General features: G+C 70.1%; 17 protein-coding genes. 12 read left to right on the forward strand and 5 right to left on the reverse strand.

The window, feature by feature from the left end:
* Positions 1-316 precede the first annotated feature (316 nt).
* The 4 genes from AB0M39_RS11660 (at position 317) to AB0M39_RS11675 (ending at position 4,293) form a co-directional block, all read left to right on the forward strand.
* Positions 317-976, forward strand: a complete 660-nt coding sequence (locus tag AB0M39_RS11660) for a hypothetical protein (protein ID WP_365362804.1) — start codon at positions 317-319, stop codon at positions 974-976.
* 352 nt (positions 977-1,328) lie between these two features.
* Positions 1,329-2,246, forward strand: a complete 918-nt coding sequence (locus AB0M39_RS11665; protein WP_365362806.1) for an aldo/keto reductase — start codon at positions 1,329-1,331, stop codon at positions 2,244-2,246.
* A 599-nt stretch (positions 2,247-2,845) separates the two neighbouring features.
* Complete coding sequence (locus AB0M39_RS11670; RefSeq protein ID WP_365362808.1) at positions 2,846-3,691, forward strand: helix-turn-helix domain-containing protein; 846 nt, start codon at positions 2,846-2,848, stop codon at positions 3,689-3,691.
* Between the two features lie 134 nt (positions 3,692-3,825).
* Positions 3,826-4,293, forward strand: a complete 468-nt coding sequence (locus AB0M39_RS11675; protein WP_365362810.1) for a hypothetical protein — start codon at positions 3,826-3,828, stop codon at positions 4,291-4,293.
* Positions 4,294-4,553: 260 nt separating this feature from the next.
* Here the strand turns inward: AB0M39_RS11675 and AB0M39_RS11680 are convergent, their stop codons facing one another.
* Positions 4,554-5,075 carry a hypothetical protein gene (locus AB0M39_RS11680; RefSeq protein WP_365362812.1) on the reverse strand — a complete coding sequence of 174 codons (522 nt, stop codon included), beginning with the start codon at positions 5,073-5,075 and terminating at the stop codon, positions 4,554-4,556.
* 496 nt (positions 5,076-5,571) lie between these two features.
* Here AB0M39_RS11680 and AB0M39_RS11685 point away from each other — a divergent pair, with 496 nt between their 5' ends.
* Positions 5,572-6,195, forward strand: a complete 624-nt coding sequence (locus AB0M39_RS11685) for a hypothetical protein (protein WP_365362814.1) — start codon at positions 5,572-5,574, stop codon at positions 6,193-6,195.
* Positions 6,196-6,379: 184 nt separating this feature from the next.
* A complete protein-coding gene (locus tag AB0M39_RS11690) occupies positions 6,380-7,873 on the forward strand; it encodes a PepSY domain-containing protein (RefSeq protein ID WP_365362816.1) in 1,494 nt (497 codons plus the stop codon).
* Positions 7,874-8,134: 261 nt separating this feature from the next.
* Here AB0M39_RS11690 and AB0M39_RS11695 read toward each other — a convergent pair whose 3' ends face one another.
* The 3 genes from AB0M39_RS11695 to AB0M39_RS11705 all read right to left on the reverse strand — a co-directional run bounded on the left by AB0M39_RS11695 (position 8,135) and on the right by AB0M39_RS11705 (position 10,311).
* Positions 8,135-8,437, reverse strand: a complete 303-nt coding sequence (locus AB0M39_RS11695) for a hypothetical protein (protein ID WP_365362818.1) — start codon at positions 8,435-8,437, stop codon at positions 8,135-8,137.
* Positions 8,438-8,980: 543 nt separating this feature from the next.
* Positions 8,981-9,967, reverse strand: a complete 987-nt coding sequence (locus tag AB0M39_RS11700) for a DUF1648 domain-containing protein (protein WP_365362820.1) — start codon at positions 9,965-9,967, stop codon at positions 8,981-8,983.
* Positions 9,964-10,311: a GntR family transcriptional regulator gene (locus AB0M39_RS11705; protein ID WP_365362822.1), complete on the reverse strand. Its 348-nt coding sequence runs from the start codon at positions 10,309-10,311 to the stop codon at positions 9,964-9,966. Before AB0M39_RS11705 ends, AB0M39_RS11700 begins: the two co-directional genes overlap by 4 nt.
* A 641-nt stretch (positions 10,312-10,952) precedes the next feature.
* Between AB0M39_RS11705 and AB0M39_RS11710 the strand changes: the two genes are divergently transcribed.
* The 3 genes from AB0M39_RS11710 (at position 10,953) to AB0M39_RS11720 (ending at position 11,984) form a co-directional block, all read left to right on the forward strand.
* Positions 10,953-11,087 carry a hypothetical protein gene (locus AB0M39_RS11710; protein ID WP_365362824.1) on the forward strand — a complete coding sequence of 45 codons (135 nt, stop codon included), beginning with the start codon at positions 10,953-10,955 and terminating at the stop codon, positions 11,085-11,087.
* 37 nt (positions 11,088-11,124) lie between these two features.
* Entirely contained in the window at positions 11,125-11,250 is a 126-nt protein-coding gene (locus AB0M39_RS11715; protein ID WP_365362826.1) for a hypothetical protein, read from the forward strand.
* A gap of 155 nt (positions 11,251-11,405) precedes the next feature.
* A complete protein-coding gene (locus AB0M39_RS11720) occupies positions 11,406-11,984 on the forward strand; it encodes a 2OG-Fe(II) oxygenase (protein ID WP_365362829.1) in 579 nt (192 codons plus the stop codon).
* Positions 11,985-12,072: 88 nt separating this feature from the next.
* Here the strand turns inward: AB0M39_RS11720 and AB0M39_RS11725 are convergent, their stop codons facing one another.
* Entirely contained in the window at positions 12,073-12,219 is a 147-nt protein-coding gene (locus tag AB0M39_RS11725) for a hypothetical protein (RefSeq protein ID WP_365362831.1), read from the reverse strand.
* Positions 12,220-12,559: 340 nt separating this feature from the next.
* Between AB0M39_RS11725 and AB0M39_RS11730 the strand changes: the two genes are divergently transcribed.
* The 3 genes from AB0M39_RS11730 (at position 12,560) to AB0M39_RS11740 (ending at position 16,546) form a co-directional block, all read left to right on the forward strand.
* The gene (locus AB0M39_RS11730; RefSeq protein WP_365362833.1) at positions 12,560-13,963 is read left to right on the forward strand and encodes a serine hydrolase domain-containing protein; all 1,404 of its coding nucleotides are present in this window, start codon (positions 12,560-12,562) and stop codon (positions 13,961-13,963) included.
* Positions 13,964-14,237: 274 nt separating this feature from the next.
* Positions 14,238-15,998, forward strand: a complete 1,761-nt coding sequence (locus tag AB0M39_RS11735; RefSeq protein WP_365362835.1) for a hypothetical protein — start codon at positions 14,238-14,240, stop codon at positions 15,996-15,998.
* Positions 15,995-16,546 (forward strand): hypothetical protein, encoded by a 552-nt coding sequence (locus AB0M39_RS11740; protein ID WP_365362837.1) that lies wholly within the window; start codon positions 15,995-15,997, stop codon positions 16,544-16,546. Before AB0M39_RS11735 ends, AB0M39_RS11740 begins: the two co-directional genes overlap by 4 nt.
* The last annotated feature ends 43 nt before the right edge of the window (positions 16,547-16,589 follow it).

The raw sequence follows: 16,589 nt of genomic DNA on the forward strand, positions 1-16,589 counted from the left end.
TGCGAATGCGTGACACGCAGTGTCGTGTCAGCTGGCGCGGCCCGCCCTCCCGGCGCCCTGCGAAGGGTGAGCAATGCCGCCGAGCCGCCGGCGCGGGGGCTGCCGGGATCGCCGACGTCAGGGCATGATGTCGGGCCCAGTTGCCCCGCTCCGGCCGCCGGGACCGGCGGGCCGCGCTACGACTCTCGCAGTGGCACTCAGTGCCATCAAGAAGGGACGCCTGCCAACTTCTGCGAATCTTCCACGACCAATCTGCGAACTCTGTTAATGCGGAAACCTTTTGAGGACACCACCACTGACCTGCCACCCTGGTGAGATGTTGCTCAAACTGACCGGCTCCAGCTGTTCGGGCAAGACCACGCTCGCCTACTCCGTGGGCGAGCGGCTGGGGCGGCTCGCCGTGCACGACTTCGACGAGCTCGGCGTACCGGAAGGAGCCAGTCGCTGGTGGCGTAACCGCATGACCGAGATGTGGGTGCGTCGTGCGCTGGAGTACCAGGTACGGGGAGTCGACCTCCTGCTGACCGGGCAGTCCCCGCTGGGAGAGGTCCTGGCCAGCCCCTCCGCCCCGTTGCTGGATGGAATCGCGGTGTGTCTGCACGACGTGTCCGACGAGGTCCGGCGCGGCAGGCTCACCGTGCGCGACTCGGGCCGATGGGACGCTCCGGCGGTTGACGCCTTCCTCGGCTGGGCTGCCTGGCACCGCAAGCACGCCGAGGATCCCCGGTACCGACCCGACGTCATCATCGACGACAGCTGGCCCGAGATGGCCTGGCACCGCTGGACCGGGTGGACTGCCGACGACCGGCGATGGTCCACCCGCCTGCTCGACACCACGGACCGATCCGTCGCGGAGTCCGCAGACCAGGTTGAGCAATGGGTGACCGAACAGCGCGACGCGCTCCGATCCGGCCGTCTCACCCTGTCGCGGGGCTGGTCAGACCAGACGGCCGCCCGAGACGACCACGACTCCTGATCCGCTTTCGCACCTGTACCTCCTGGGGTGCTCCGGACCGACCGAGTCAGACCGCCCCATGGGGTGCTTCGGGCTCGGAACCTCTACCGCTGGCACACTCCCCGCGCACCCCGTATCCGATGAGCTGCTGGCGGACGCCCTGACTGCCCTGCTAGAATACGGGTCATCACATCGCCTTCTCGGTGCGGACTCCGATCCGCCGGGGAGGCTTTTTTCATGCCCGGGTCCAGCCAGCCGGCCTGCCCCCGGCACTGGTAGCCCTCATCGAAGGTGCTCACCCACCGAGCGGCCTGAACACGCCGCGCCACCATCGGTTCCGCCTTCCCAGCCCCCGCACGAGGAGATCCATGTCATGAGCTCACTGACGAACACCGCAGCAGCCACCAGTACTTGGCGACTCGGCGACCTGACCGTCAACCGCGTCGGGTTCGGCGCGATGCGCCTGACCGGCACCGAACCCTTCGACCGCGGTGTGCCGCGCGACCGCGAACAGGTCATGGGCGTGCTCCGGCGGGCGGTCGAGCTCGGTGTGAACCACATCGACACCGCCGCGTTCTACTTCTCGGCGACGCGAGCCGCCAACGAGCTGATCAACCGGGCGCTGGCGCCGTACCCGGACGATCTGGTCATCACCACCAAGGTCTGGCCGGGCCGCGATCCCTCGGGCGCGTGGTGGTGGGCCACACCGGCGCAGTTGCGCGGCCAGGTCGAGGAGAACCTGCGCCAACTCGGCCGCGATCACCTGGACGTGGTGAACCTGCGGGTACCGCCGAGTCGGCGGACCGGCTCGATCGGCGAGCACTTCGGCGCGTTGGCCGAGCTGCGCGATGCCGGACTGATCCGCCACCTCGGCATCTCCAACGTCACATCCGATCAACTGACCGAGGCCCTGGCGATAGCCCCGGTCGTCTGCGTGCAGAACCCGTACGGGATGGGTGCGTCGAGTGAGAACCAGGCGCTCCTGCGGCGATGCGGTGAACTCGGCCTCGCCTTCGTCCCGTTCTTCGCGATCGCCGGTTCCGGGCGCGAGGCGGGGCCAGCCGACCGTGACAGCGAGGCGGTATGCGCCGTCGCCCGCGCGCACGGTGCGTCCGTCGCACAGGTCCGGTTGGCCTGGACCTTGCAGCAGGGACCGCATGTGCTGGCGATCCCGGGCACCGGTGATCCCGAACACCTCGCGCAGAACATGGCGGCCGGGGCCCTGCGGCTCTCGGAGGAGGAGATGGCACGCCTCACCTCGCTGCGGCCAGCCGCGCAGAGTAGGCCCTAGCCGGTCGGAATCCGTTCCGCCGGACTGGCGGTGTCAGCCTGTCGAGCGGGTAGGACCGGGGCCTGTTCCGGCACAGCGCGAAGGAGACAGGAACCCACCCGAAGCCCCAGCCGGCGACCTCCGGCAGGCAGGATCGTGCGGTGGCCGCGGGCCATGGCGTGGACCCTGCCCGCTGGCGGCTGATGTTCGACCAGGTCATAGCCCGGATCGCGGGCCGTTTCGGCCGTGTTGAACCGGGGGCGAGTGCCCGTTCCTATCTGCTCGGGCTGCTACCGCATGCAGAGCGGAAGAACTGCTGGCAGCCCCGCCGGCGACCGGGCTCGCAGCCATGCTGAGCCCGAAGACCGACGCCCGTACGCCGATGGCCCGGGCTCGCTCCCGTGGGTCGAGCATCGCGTTCACGACGAAGACAAACGGACTCTATGGACGCCCGGACCGATGGGTAGCGGCTCCAGCAACCGGCGACTGGAACTGTGGCCGGATCGGACTGCTTGCGTCGCAGGTCACAGCCTCGCGGGGCGCGGGGCACCCTACGCTCGTCCCTGTGATTTGTCCGTCTGAACACATCAAAGGGCGAAGTACAGGACATGCTGAGTGAGATGTCGTTCCGGAGTGAGGACGTTGCCCCGCCGGACCGTTTCGATTTCTGGCGTGAGCACCTCTTGGGGGCGTACGCGCCCGCCCAGATCCTGAGCCGTCACGACGCCGATTTCGTCGCGGCACAGCGCATCGTGGAGCTGGGCCCGGTGCGCTTATGGACCGTTGAGCACTCGTCGATGACACTGCGGCGGAGTCCGCGACTGATACAGCAGTCCGACCCCGAGATGTACCACCTCTCGATTCCCCTGCGGGGCACGATGCGTATCGTCGCGCCCCAGCGTGCGGCGGAGTGCGGCGCGCGTGACGTGGTCCTGATGGACACCTCCCGCCCCTTCGTCATGGATGCCTCCGCTTCCGGAGGTCGGGGCCGCATACAGGGAGCCGGACTCTTCCTCCCACGCAACGTGCTGCCCCTGCCGGCGAACAGCGTCAGCGAACTGATCGACCTTGTGTCCGCGCTGGTGGCCCACACCCTGGGCAGCGGCGACACGCTCGCACCCGAGACGCGCCAGCGCACCCTGCTGCTGCGCATCCGGCAGTACATCCAGGACCGACTGCCCGACCCGGAACTGACACCCCGCTCGGTGGCAGCCGCGCACCACATCTCCGTCAGCTATCTGCACCGCATCTTCGAGGGTGAGCAGACCAGCGTTGCTGCCTGGATCCGCCACCAGCGTCTGGAGAGCGCCCGTCGTCAACTCGCCGACCCCGCCCTGCGGAGCCAGCCCGTCCACCTCATAGCCACCCGCTGCGGGTTCGCCCGCGCCGCCGACCTGACCCGCGCCTTCCGCGCGGCCTACGGTCTGCCGCCCACGGAATACCGGAACCAGGCGTGCGCCCACTGAGTAGACGCATTGCGAACCGAATGTGGACGCTCAGCTAACGACGGCCCCGCCTGTCGCCGCCTAGTTTGACGACTGTCAAGGTTCCGAGCGCCGACCACACCAGTGGCTGGGCGCCATCGTGGAAGGACTGCAAGATGTCGTCGAAGAAACGCCTGTTGAAGAAGTCGCTGTCGTCCACCGGGATCGGCCTCGCGGCCCTGGTTCTTTCGGTCACGGCTCTGGGCGGTCAGGCTTCGGCCGATGTCATCGAGGGGGTCGAGGTCGATGACAGCATCGTCAGCGAGCACGCCGAAGGCATCACGGCGGGCCTTCCGTGTATCAACAGCACCGGCGTCAAGACGTGCTTCGACAAGGCGGGTGACAAGGTCTACGTGAAGGACACTCTGGCCGACCACAAGTCGGCGGTGGGCCTGTGGCAGACCAACTACGGGCGCACGGGTGGCTGCCGGAACAAGCACGAGGCCGGCACGTGGGCCAAGTGCAACTACGACATGCGCGAGGAGGGACACATCCAGTTGCAGAACGCCCGGTACGACGGCGAGACCAATAGGTTCACGTGCCCCAACCCGCGCGTGTACTCGGTCTGGCTCCCCATAGGTTGACCACAGCGGCTCGCACTCCAGCCGGATTTCGCTGTCTGAACTGCGGGTTTGGGTGAGTAGCTGCGCCAGGCTGTTGTCTGGTGGCGTCTGCGCCAGATTGACCGGTGCAGCAGCCTGGCCACTGCCACGGCCGGTGGGTGAAGGCGACAACGAGTAGGTGGTGGATCACGCGGTGGCCGTACCCGTTCCGACCAGGTACGGCCACAAGTTCACGAAACCAGACTGGAGTATGAGGCGGAGAGGATGTCGATGAGCCTGGCTCACGCCGGACGCGCCTGCGCCCCGGCGTCCTCCGCCGGAGCCATCCCCCAGCCGTGCTGAACTCCCTTCGGCTCCGGGCCGTCGGTCCGGGTGACCTCGGGTGTGTCGAAGCCCCCCGTCAACAACAGGCTCCGCAGGGCGCCGAACCCGAACAGGACGGTCGCGACGACGGTGCCGGCCAGGGCGAGGAACTCTCCGCCGCCCAGCCCGTCACCGGTGCGGACCACATGGACGACCCCCCACCCGCTCAGTACGGCCAGCAGGGCGCACACCTTCCACAGCACCCTGTGCGGACGCCGCTCGCGACGCACGTCGACCGCCGACCGGAGCGTCACCCGCAGCCGCGCCTCACAGTGGTCGCAGCGCTCGACCGCGGCGCTCGGCCGGTCCGCGAACCGCTCCAGACGACTCGCCCCGGCGTTGACCAGGGTCTTCGTCTGCGTTCCCCCGTCCGCGAAGTACCGCGTGACGTAGGTGTGTCTGACTATGTACCGGAATCCGTCGGAAACCTCACTCGCCACAACGTCTCCCCTTCCGCCCAGCTCCCGCCGATCTCCTTCCCACTTCTGCGAGTTCACATTCGCTCGGGACGGTTGCGGGCCGCGGTCCCGCCTCCCCGTATGACGTCGCCCGAAGGACATAGACCCAAAGGACGATCCGGACGATTCCGCCCTCATCGTCGGCGCCGCGGACTGGGCCAGGGAGGGAGCACTCCGGGCACGAGAGGCCCGGCGCGGGCCTGCCGCGCCGGCTACGAGACTGGAGAGCGCACCTTCGTCCGCCGTTCCCGCGCACGACGCGGGCCGCGCCCTGACCGTCGCGGCACACCGTGAAGACCATGTGATTCTCGCCACACACCGAGCCTCGCGCGCCGTTCCTCGCCCGCTCCGCAGGACACAACAGGTCGCCCCCACAGGTGCGTTGACCGCCGACACGACGAAGGCCCCTGTCGTCGGCCGCGGAAATGCCTTCTCCGAAGCCGCCGACGCCTCCCCGGTCACTGGCTAGGTTATGCCGGTGCGCGGACTGGGAGACTGGGTGACGCGGACCTCGAGGGGTCTGCTGTGCGCTTCGGCGTGCCTGACTCTCGGAGCCGCGAGCCACGTCGCCGCCGGCGGCCGGCTGCCGGGCCCCATGCCGCTGGCGGCTCTGTTCGCCGCACTCACCGTGACGGGCGCCCTGCTCTTCGGCGGCCGTCGACGCCGCCTCGACATAACGATGCTGGTGCTGGGCGGCACGCAGCTCGCCCTGCACCTCTTCCTCCACCACGCCGCCATGCCGGACGCCGGCGGCCACGCGATGTCTCCCATGGATCCGGCCCACCAGCCCGCCGGTCACATGGCCGGCGCCGACACGGCGGGCGCGGGGCACGAAGCAGGGTCCACGATGTCCGAGGCGATGGCGTCGGCGCATGCCCTCGCCACCCTCGGAACCGCGCTCTGCGTCATCCATGGCGAACGGGTTCTGACTCGACTCGCCGCCCTGGTCGTGCCGGACGTCTGCCGCCACCGGCTCGTGGTTCTGCCGGCCGTGGCCCCTCCCCGCATCGTGCCTCAAGCGATGACGCGCGACGCACGGTCCGGGGTGCTGCTCACCCGTTGCCGCCCCCGACGAGGCCCTCCCCCGGCGTGCCCGGCCTGACGTCCCTCCTTGCTGCTCTTCCTCCTGCACCCGGTCCCCACCGGTCCAGCCGAGGCATGCACGGTAGCGAAGTCGGGCCCGGGCAGCGGCACACGGCCGCAGCGCGCCATCGCCGATCGGCGAAATCCACCCACCGGCTTCGCTGGCGCCCCTTCACACAACGGGGCGCCCAGGGGGAGAAACGATGTCTTCCAAATCCGTACAACCACAGCCAGAATCCGTACAACCACCGTCAGACGGCGGCTCTGTCGCCGCCCCACCTGCCGAGGAAGTGTCCGAGACGACGACGGACACCGCACGCCCGGGACGATCCTGGCAGGGCGTACGCGCTCTGCTCGTGCGCCTGCACTTCTACGCCGGGGTGTTCATCGCTCCGTTCCTCTTCGTGGCCGCCCTGACCGGGCTGGCCTACACCTTCACGCCCCAGCTCGACCAGCTCGTCTACGGCGACCAGCTGCGCGTGGAGCAGGTCGGCGGTGAACCGCGTCCGCTGGCGGAGCAGATCGCCGCCGCCCGCGCCGCCCACCCCGAAGGCGCCCTGGCCTCCGTCATCACCCCGCCCGGCCCGGAGGACACCACCCGGGTGGTGCTGTCCGTCCCCGAGCTGGGAGAGAACCAGCGCACCGTCTTCGTCGACCCCTACACCGCGAAGGTGCAGGGCGAGCTGACCACCTGGTGGGGTTCGACGCCGCTCACCACCTGGCTCGACGACCTGCACCGCAACCTGCACCTCGGCGAGACCGGCCGCCTCTACTCCGAGGTCGCCGCCAGCTGGCTCTGGGTGATCGTCGCCGGAGGGCTCGTGCTCTGGCTCGGACGCAGCCGCGGGCAGCGCGCCAAGTCGGCGCGCGGCGTTCTGCTGCCCGACCGCTCCGCCCGGGGCGTGCGGCGCACCCGTAGCTGGCATGCGGCCACGGGTGTCTGGCTGGCTCTCGGCCTGCTCTTCCTGAGCGCCACCGGCCTGACCTGGTCCCACTACGCGGGCGAGCGGTTCGGACAGCTGCTGGACGCGGCCAAGGGCCACGCGCCGGAATTGGACACCACGCTTCCCGGCGCAGAGCCGCCCGCCGAAGAGGAAGGCGGGGAGCACGCTGGGCACGGATCCGCCGAGGGGTCTGCCGCGGCGGATCCGGCCGACTTCGATTCGGCCCTGGCGGTTGCGCGGAAGGCAGGTCTGGGCGGCACGGTGGAGGTGACACCTCCTGCCGACGCTGCCAGCGGGTGGGTCGTGGCGCAGAAGGACAACGTGTGGCCGGTCCACTACGACCAGGTCGCCGTGGCCCTGGAGAAGGACGAGGTCACCTCCCACAGCCGGTGGGCGGACTACCCCCTGCTGGCGAAGCTCAGCAAGCTCGGCGTCCAGGGGCACATGGGCGTGTTGTTCGGCATCGTCAACCAGATCGTGCTGGCCGTGCTCGCGATCGGCCTGTCGGCCGTCGTCGTCTGGGGCTACCGCATGTGGTGGCAGCGCCGGCCGACGCGCGACGACCGCACGGCCCTCCTCGGCAAGGCCCCGGCCCGTGGGACGTGGCGCCGACTGCCGCTGCCCGTGCTGATCCTGGGCGTACCGGCAGTCGCGGCCCTGGGGTGGGCGCTGCCGGTCCTCGGAGTCACCCTGCTCGCGTTCCTCGTCGTGGACCTGGCGGTCGGACTCGCCCGGCGGTTCCGCACCGCGTAGCGATGGGGCGGGAGGGCGCGCGTATCGGCGCCCTCCCGCGTTCGCCGGCCCGCTGTGCCGTCGGGCAGCCGGGACGAGCACGACCGTGGTGGGAGCCGGGCCCGCCGAGCGTGGTGGGAGTCGGGCCCGCCGGCCGGGCCGGCCTCGGGACGACGGCTCGGGCCCAGGCGCTGCCTCCGGCCTGGCCGTGCCTGCCGAGGCAGGCTGGCGCTGGGCTGACTCCTTCGACGACGACGTCGGTGCGGTGCCCGCGGGCGCGGTCTAGCGTGTGGCCGTCGGCGCGACCGGTGCAGCGGAGTCCTCCAGCAGCTCCGCGAGCGTGAACCGCGTGCTGTAGGACTGCCAGGCGCCGTCTATGACCAGGAGAAAGCCGTCGCCGTGCCGGAAGAGCCGGCGGCGCTTCGGGCTCCGGGGATGCTCCGGGGTATAACGCCGGGCACGCCTCTCCAGCTCCGCCAGAGCCTCTTCGCGTGGCCCCTCGACGTGTGTCAACACGTAGGCCTCGGAGTGCTTTCGCTCCCCTGTGCCTACGGTCACCTCGATGATCAGTCCCCATGTCGCCATGCGCGTCCCTTTCTTGCACCCATCGCAGAGCCCGACTCAAGGACCGAGAGGGTCTGCGGGAATCGTTGACCTGGCTCGCAGAGTCGTGGCTCGGAGCGAGACGGAGACGGAATTGCCTCCAGGTCGAGCGAAAGCGGCGCACAATGTGTGCGGATCGTTTTCCATGTCGGCGAGCGGTCCTTTCCCCCGTACACGCGAAAGGCCGGCCCAAGGGCGGGGAAGTCTGCAGCCTCCCCGCCCTCGAGGCGCCAGGCGGCCTTGAGCGCCTTCGTCACCTGCGCGATGGCCTCGTCTCGCGACGGCGGCCGGTCCTCGCCCCTGGTGGGCTCCGGGCTCCAGAACCAGTTCCTGCCCAGCGCGTGAGCTCGGAAAGCATTACATGCTCACGCCAGGAAGTCGAGTGACTGGAATTTCGAACTCTGGGCGAGTTAAAGATCTGTCATGGAGATCGAATTTCGCTTGACCGAGAATGCGGGACTCTATTGGTTGCGCATAAGCAGCACTCCTGGCCGATACCGCGCGAGCGTCGGCCGGGAGCGGCTCTCACCCGACGTGGCGTGAGCTCAGGGAGTTGAGGAGCGCGGCGCCGCGTTGGGCGTCGTCCACGCTCACCGCGAAGTCCTTGCCCTTGCTGTGTACGACGAGACATTCTCCGCTGCGCAGCATCACGGTCGTGCCGAGCCCGCTCAGCCGGTAGCCCCAGCCGCCGACCTGAGCGGGCGTTCGGTTCTCGGCATGGGCCGACTCGATGTCCTGGGCCGCCCACCGACGCACCGGGAAGCCGAGCGGGCCGAAGGCCACCTCCAGCCCCTTCTCGCTGACCCGCGCCCGCACGGACGCGCAGCCCAGGAGCAGAAGGGAGGCCAGGGCGAAGGGCGCGACCAGCGCCCAGCGGAATGCCATCAGCCCTCCCACGGCGGCCAGAACCACGGCGATCGCCATGAGTCCGGTCAGGGCCGAGGTCGCGTGCAGCCATGGATTCGACGTGCGGGAGAGCCACACGAGCCGCTCGCCCTCAGGGATGTCCATGGTGGGGCCGGCCGGCGCGGGCGACTCCGACGCTGTGGGCGTCCGGCGACGCACCAGCCAGCCGAGCAGACCTGACGCTGCGGCAGCAACGCCTGTGCCCACGACCCAGAGCGTCACCGAGTCCGCGTCGCGCCAGTCGCCATGGTCCAGGTTGGCCCGTACGACAGAGGCCTGCGCCCCGATCAGGAACACACCGCCGGACAGGAGGCCGACGGTTGCCCATCCCCGTGCCGAGTCGGCGTATTCGCCACCCGCCCGTCGTACGGCCAGCGCGACGACCAACGTCAGCACCGACCAGATCAGAGCCGGAAAGAAGGTCGCGGCCCACAGCGGCATGGAGCCGTCGGGCTCACCCGACCCGGCGTCCCAGTGGGTCGCCAGCCGTTCGGGCAGCCGCCCGCTCGCGGCGAGCGGCAGCGCGACCAGCAGAGCCAGGGTCCCGGCGGCCCAGCCGACGGCGCCCCACAGAGCTCCACTCGTCTGCCTCGCACGGTCGTTCACTTCATCCCCCTGATCATCTCGATGAGATCGGATCTGCTGTACCCGAGGCGGGCCGCGTCGGCGACCAGGTCACGGACCAGGCTCAGGAGCTCGGAGCGCTCGTCCGCCCCGTCGGCCACGGTCACACCTCGCCCTCGCCGGAACTCCAGGACGCCCTCGTCCCGCAGCGCTCGAAGTCCTCGTAGCACGGTGTTCACGTTGACTCCCAGTGCCTGGGCGAGATCGCGCGCCGGAGGCAGCCGGTCGCCCGGTCCGCATTCCCCCTCGGCGATGGCGCGCCGGATCGCGCCTGCCACCTGCTCGTGCAGGGGGCGGGTGTCCGCAGTGTTCAGTCGCAGCAGCATGGTGCTAATGAAAATAGCACCAATCGTTGGATGGGGCGGGGCTCGATCCGTCACGAGGCGGGTTGGCTGAGCCATGCAGGCGGGCTGGGGTGTACTGGATTCAGGGGGCAGGTGTACTCGACTGGGATCGGCCGATGCGTCGGGCCTGGGCCCGGAGAAGTGCACGCCGGGTGCGTGACGCCCTGGACTGGACTCCCGGATCGGCTTCCTGGTCAGCGAGCTGACGAGGGCTCAGCCGGCCGCAGCCTGACCTGCCCTCGAATCCGACCCGTGCGCACGACGCCGCCGAGGCCTGCGGGCTGGCTGCCGGATGGTGCGGATCGGCTCGTGGGGTGAAGTGTCTCGTGTCCTGAGTAGCGTGGGTCGGGCAGCGGGAAGGTGGGAGACCACCGTCCCGTCTCTGTAAGGACTTCGATGAGCCTGAGGCCTGTCGCCACCGCTCTGACCGTGGGGGCCACCCTTGCCCTGGGTCTCGCGAGTACCCCTGCCAGCTCGGCGCCGCCGACCCCCACATCCACGCTCCCGCCGAGCGGAACGCCGTCGCCGACGGACTCTCCGTCCGGCTGTGAGCCCTTCTGCACGCCCAACTCCCCCTCGGCGTCCGCGACCTCCACGCTCTCTCCGAGTCCGCCTGCGAAGCCGTGGCCGAGCCCCTCGCCGACGAACTCTCCGACTGGCTGCGAGCCCTTCTGCACACCGGCGTCCTCCTCGCCGACCGCGACCGCGACCGCAACCCCGACCGCGACATCGACGCCCACCGACCACCGCCCTCATGAGCACAATCAGCACCAGAAGCCGCACGGAGGCATCGACGTGGGCGACGGGGGCCTGGCAGACGACCCCGCATCCCTCGCGGCCGCCGGCGCCGTGCTGCTGCTCGGCGGACTCGCCGGCGCCCGTCTGCTGCGGCGCCGCAAGGCGGACGGCCCCGAGGACTGACCCCGGCCCCGTGGCCCCCCGTCTACGACTGCCGACAGCCCTCCTCGCCCCTCCCCCTCTCCACAGAGCAGGTGATTCTCCCAGTGAGCGTTACGGCGGAAGCGACAGCCGTCGCAGATTCGCGCGCCTCCCATACAGCGGAGCGAGGCCACCCCGTGACGTCCGCGGCACGGTTGTGCGTGGTCCCCGAGGTGCTGACGCCGTCGCACGCCCAGGATGTGCTGTCCTGGGCGCTGTCCGACATGGGCGAGTTCCAGGCAGCCACCACGCTCGACGGCCCGCCAGACGTCCGGCGGGCCAAGGTCCGAGACACGACCCTGCCCTCTGCCCTGGAGGAGGCACTGTCGAGGCTGCTGCCCACGGTGGAAGGAGTGCTGGGCGTCACAGCACCCGAGAAGCGGGTGGAGAGTCAGGTGACCGTCCACCAGGACGGCGACTACTTCCGCAGGCATCTGGACATCGGAGAAGGAAGACCAGCCACTCGACGGATCAGCTTCGTCTACTACCTGCACTCCCCGCTGCGCCCTTTCACGGGAGGCCAGCTCAGGGCCTACGACACGGTGACCACTGCTGAGGGAAACGTCGCCGCACCGTCGTTCCGCGACATCGAACCAGTCCACAACTCCATCGTCTTCTTCCCCTCGGCCAGCGTCTTCCACGAGGTTCTCCCCGTCTCGTGCGCCTCACTCCGGCCGGAGGACAGTCGGATCACCTGCAACGGATGGATCCACTGAACCCTGCCCATCCGCCTGTCCGAACAGGGCGCCCCTCGCCCGGCTCCAGCAGGCCCGCTGCCCCTGAGCGGTGTGTCGGCGGGCCGGGTCACGTGCGCCCTGCGGGGACGATCTTCCGCTGGCGCTCGGCGCTGATCCCGCCCGCACGTTTCGGCAGAGAGACCGCGCCGGAGAGATCCACAGTCGAGGAGGCGACGGCGACCTCGGCAGGCCCGGCGTCCAGATAGACGGCCACCGCATCCGGACCACGACCGTGCCGTGGGCTAACCGAGATCCCACGTCAGCCCTCGCAAACCTCGCTGCCGAAGTGGCCCCCTTCACCCCGCCGAGGACACTCGACTCCGCGCAAGGCGTCGAGGGATCGGCGCAGCCGGCGTTCTGCGAGTGAAGGCGTTCGTCGCCGCACCGGACAACGAGTCTCTCCCGTGCCGGTGGGTGCGTCGAGTGGGCTGACAGGCCCACGGAGACGCTGACAGGCAGCGCGCTCCGCCGTCAGCACGCGGTCGGCGGGCTGTCAGCGCGCCCGGGCAACGTCGTGGTCGTCGAGAACGACAACACCCGATCAGGAGAACCCCATGAACGCCGACAGCACCGCGAAGTCCCCCGCCGAGCTCGCCGAGTTCGTCGAGCAGGCCGCCACGAAGTTCGACATCCCCGGCGTCGCCGTCGGCGTGTGGGCGGACGGCCGGGAGGTGTACGCGTGCCACGGCGTGACCAGCCTCGACAACCCGCTGCCCGTCGACGAGGACACGCTGTTCCAGCTGGGCTCCACGACGAAGACCTTCACGGCGACGGCGCTGATGCGGCTGGTCGCCGACGGCCGCGTCGAACTCGACGCGCCGGTACGCCGATACGTTCCCGAGCTCGTCCTCGCGGACGAGAGGGCCGCGGACGAGATCACCGTCCTGAACCTGCTCAACCACACCTCGGGCCTCGACTGGAACATCATCGTCGACACCGGCGACGGCGACGACGCCCTGGCCGCCTTCGTGGCCGAGATGGCCGAGCTGCAGCTCATCGGCGAGCCCGGCGCCCGGGCCTCGTACAGCCAGGCCGCGTACAACCTGCTCGGGCGCGTCTTGGAGAACGTCACGGGTCTGACGTACGAGCGGGCCGTCTCCTCGCTCCTGTTCGAGCCGCTGGGACTGTCGAACAGCTTCTTCGGCGTCGCGGATGTCATGACCCGGCGGTTCGCCGTGGGCCACAACCCCGACGAGGACGGCGCCCTGTCCGTCGCGAAGGAGTGGCGGCTCACCCGGGGCAACAACCCCGGAGGGGGTCTCGCGTCCTCGGCGACGGACGTCGTCAGCTGGGCGCGGTTCCAGCTCGGCGACGGCGTCTCGGAGAACGGCGACCAGCTCCTGCCGACCGAGCTGCTGCACCGGATGCGGGAGCAGACGGTCGAGCTGCGCGGCAGCAATCTCGGCGACGGCTTCGGCATCTGCTGGTTCCTGCGCGAGGTGGACGGCGTGCGGACGATCGAGCACGGCGGCTCGACCAACGGCCAGTTCACCGAGCTGCTGATCGTGCCCGAGCGGAACTTCGCGGTCGTCGCCCTGTCCAACTCCGGCGCGGACGGCATCCCCTTCAACCGGGCCGCCGTCCGCTGGGCCCTGGAGCACTACCTGGGCGTGGTGGACAAGGACCCGGAGCCGCTCCCGTACGACGAGGCGCGTGCCCGGGAGGTCGTCGGGGCCTACGAGAACGACGCCATGACGCTCACGGTCGCCGCCGACGGGGCGGGGCTGACCCTCGCGGCCGCGATCAAGCCGGAGATCCGCGAGGCGGCCGACTTCGAGATGCCGGCGGACCACGAGCCGGCCGCGATGGGCCTGTTGCCCGCCAAGGACGAGTTCATCGTCACCGCCGGCGGACTGAAGGGGCAGCGAGGCTTCTTCTCCCGCGAGGTGAGCGGCGCCGTCGTCGGCATCGACCTCGGCGGCCGGGTCTTCAACCGGGTCCCCGCCGCCTCCGCGTGACAGACCCGCTCACGGTGTCCTCGCCGCCCCCCCTTGGGCGGCGAGGACACCGTCGTGTGCGGATCAGCGCCCGCCCTCAGACTCTCGTGGTTCCCAATGCTCGACTCAACGGCGAACACCCGCTCGAATCCGACCTAATATGCTGATCATCGTATTTTTCTTGGATTCACCCACACGGCGTTGATTCCCCCTCATATCGAAGTAGCCTGGCGGAACCCGTCAAGCCGAAGTTCAGCCTTCGGCCGTCGTACGGGGCACCGGGGGGTGGGGACACATGGGGGTTTCAGCAGCGCCGGAAAGCGGGAGCGGCCTCGTCCAGGCGGCGACGGAGCAACCGTCGGGGCGGGGAGCTTCCGAGCAGGGGGCCAAGGGGTACGAGCCTCTGCCGTCGGACGCCGACGCCGTTGCAGACCGCATCACCGCCTTCGCCGAGGCGAGGAATCTGCCCGCATCCGCAGACGTCCTCCTGGCGCGCGTCGTGACGGCGCTGAGGACGGGGGAACACGCCGAGGGATGGTCGCGGGTCGATCTGCTGGGCCTCGTCGAGCAGGCAGCGGGCCCTGGGGCAGAGAGCGGTGAGGGCAGTCCGACCCGGCGGGGGCTGCGCGAGCTCGCGCCGTCGCTGCTGGTGTTCCTGCCGCTCTGCGTCACATGGGGGTTCCTGGCCCTGGCCACAGCGGCCTACCAGGAGATGCTGAACGACCCTGCCGGGCGCCAGAAGGCCGAGGGCCGCTCCTTCCTCGAGCTCTGGCAGGCCGGATTCGACGGCCGGCTCGCGGCTGCGGCGTCCTTCCACTACGTGGCGTACTACACCCTGGCCGCGATCGGGTTTCTCGTCGCCGCCCTCTGGTGGTCCTGGCATGCCGGCCGGAGGGACGAGCATCGTGACGACGCGCAACTGGCCGAGCTGGCAGGCCTGTTGACACAGGCACAGTTTCTGCTGGCGCAGACGGCGCACGGCGCAGCGGCCCGCGTGGCACAGGACACCGAGCGTGCCGCGGCGCGTATCAGCGGTATGGCCCAAGACCTCGTCCGTGTCCAACAGGCGACGGCCCAGGCGGCGAAGAAGGCGGGAGAGCTTCTGGGCACGGCCAAGGACGCCGCAGCGGAGATCACCGCCGCGGCCCGCGAACTGCACAACGCCTCCGCCGACACACGGGACGCCCTGGGCGTCCTGGCCAGATCCGCCGATGAACTGGGCGAGCGTGGCACCGAGTTGTGTCAGGCGGGCCGCGAATCGGCCGATGCCGTCGCCGCGGCGGTACGGCAGACGGCGGACAGTGCGGGCGAGCAGCTCCGCAAGGTGGCCGACAGCGCGGGCGAGCAGGTACGGCAAGTAGCCGGACTCGCCGCCCAGGTGGTCCGGCAGGCGGGCGATGAGGCCGCGGGGGCGGTGCAGGTGGCCGGACAGCCGATGCTGACGGCGTCGGAGGCGCTCACGGAGCAGGCGGCGGCGCTGGCCCGGGCCGACGAGCGGCTTGCCGAGTCGGTCAGGCTGATCGTCGAGGAAGGCGCAGAGCGTTTCGGGGAGACCTACCGTCTCGCGGTCGCGGCCGCGGCGGTCGAGCTCAGCGCTCGGATCGCCGAAGCAGGCGAGGAGACGGGCCGTCGGCTGGCGGAGGTCTCCGAGCGCATGGGCCAGGTGAGGGACACGACCCGGCAGCATGCGGAGGGACTCCAGGACATGGCCGACGAACGCCGCCAGGCCGTGCGGGAGCTGCTGCGGACGGCCGGGGAGCTCCGCGATGTGCTCGCCCTCGCAGCCCGCGACCTGCGAGGGGCCGCCGCGTCGGCGACCGAGACCCAGGCGGGCGAGGCCCCGGCGACCGCCATCCCTCCAGCCGGCGCCTACGGAGAGCCGGACCCCACGCAAACGCTCCGGATGGAAGCCGAGCCGACCGTGGCCCCGGCCGAGAACGGATCCGACGGACTGTCCACGGATACGCCGTCGGACGGGGCGGAGCACACGTCGGACGAGACGCCGGCCGACGATGCATTCCCGTTGGCTCCGCCTGTCGGCAAGGTGCAGCCGTGAAGCGCCGCGCGCGGGGCTCGCGGCTGCCCCCGGGTGGGCTGGCAGGGTGGCTGTTCGCCGATCTGATGCTCGTCTTCGTTCTGATGGCTCTGGGCGGTCAGCTCGTCTCCAGCGGCCCGGGAGGCGACTTCGACGAGGTAAGGCGTGGCCGGCAGCCCACTCCCTCTCCCACAGCGACTACCCCGACCACCTCGCCTTCTCCGCCGCCAAAGCGCCGGGCCGGTCTGGATCCGCGCAGCAGGAAACTGGACTTCGACCTGTCCGGCGACGCCGACCTCGACGGACAGCTGCGCGACAAACGAGCCGAGTACGCGGACCGTCGCGTGGCCATGGTCTTCGTCTTCGGATCCGATGCGGGCTGCCCCACCTGTGCCGTGCAGAACCGGCCCAGTGCCGCGCTCGCCGAGTCCGTACGCGAGGACCTGCTCAAGGACCACCCCGGCGAATTCCCCGATGAGGAGGTGTTCTACCGGGCCTACATCGATGTGGGCGACGACCGCTCCGCAGGAGAGGTGACCTTGGAACTCTTCTTCTTCGTCGACCCCTGACCGCTCTCTCCCCACTCTCGCCGTGTCAGAACGAGGTGAACGA

The sequence above is a fragment of the Streptomyces sp. NPDC051907 genome, assembly GCF_040681075.1.
Classification (GTDB): Bacteria; Actinomycetota; Actinomycetes; order Streptomycetales; family Streptomycetaceae; genus Streptomyces.

Excerpts from the sequence above, each read along its gene's own strand:
- AB0M39_RS11660 (WP_365362804.1), top strand. The coding sequence starts at position 317 with ATGTTGCTCAAACTGACCGGCTCCAGCTGTTCGGGCAAGACCACGCTC.
- AB0M39_RS11665 (WP_365362806.1), top strand. The coding sequence starts at position 1,329 with ATGAGCTCACTGACGAACACCGCAGCAGCCACCAGTACTTGGCGACTC.
- AB0M39_RS11670 (WP_365362808.1), top strand. The coding sequence starts at position 2,846 with ATGTCGTTCCGGAGTGAGGACGTTGCCCCGCCGGACCGTTTCGATTTC.
- AB0M39_RS11675 (WP_365362810.1), top strand. The coding sequence starts at position 3,826 with ATGTCGTCGAAGAAACGCCTGTTGAAGAAGTCGCTGTCGTCCACCGGG.
- AB0M39_RS11690 (WP_365362816.1), top strand. The coding sequence starts at position 6,380 with ATGTCTTCCAAATCCGTACAACCACAGCCAGAATCCGTACAACCACCG.
- AB0M39_RS11695 (WP_365362818.1), bottom strand. The coding sequence starts at position 8,437 with ATGGCGACATGGGGACTGATCATCGAGGTGACCGTAGGCACAGGGGAG.
- AB0M39_RS11705 (WP_365362822.1), bottom strand. The coding sequence starts at position 10,311 with ATGCTGCTGCGACTGAACACTGCGGACACCCGCCCCCTGCACGAGCAG.
- AB0M39_RS11730 (WP_365362833.1), top strand. The coding sequence starts at position 12,560 with ATGAACGCCGACAGCACCGCGAAGTCCCCCGCCGAGCTCGCCGAGTTC.
- AB0M39_RS11735 (WP_365362835.1), top strand. The coding sequence starts at position 14,238 with ATGGGGGTTTCAGCAGCGCCGGAAAGCGGGAGCGGCCTCGTCCAGGCG.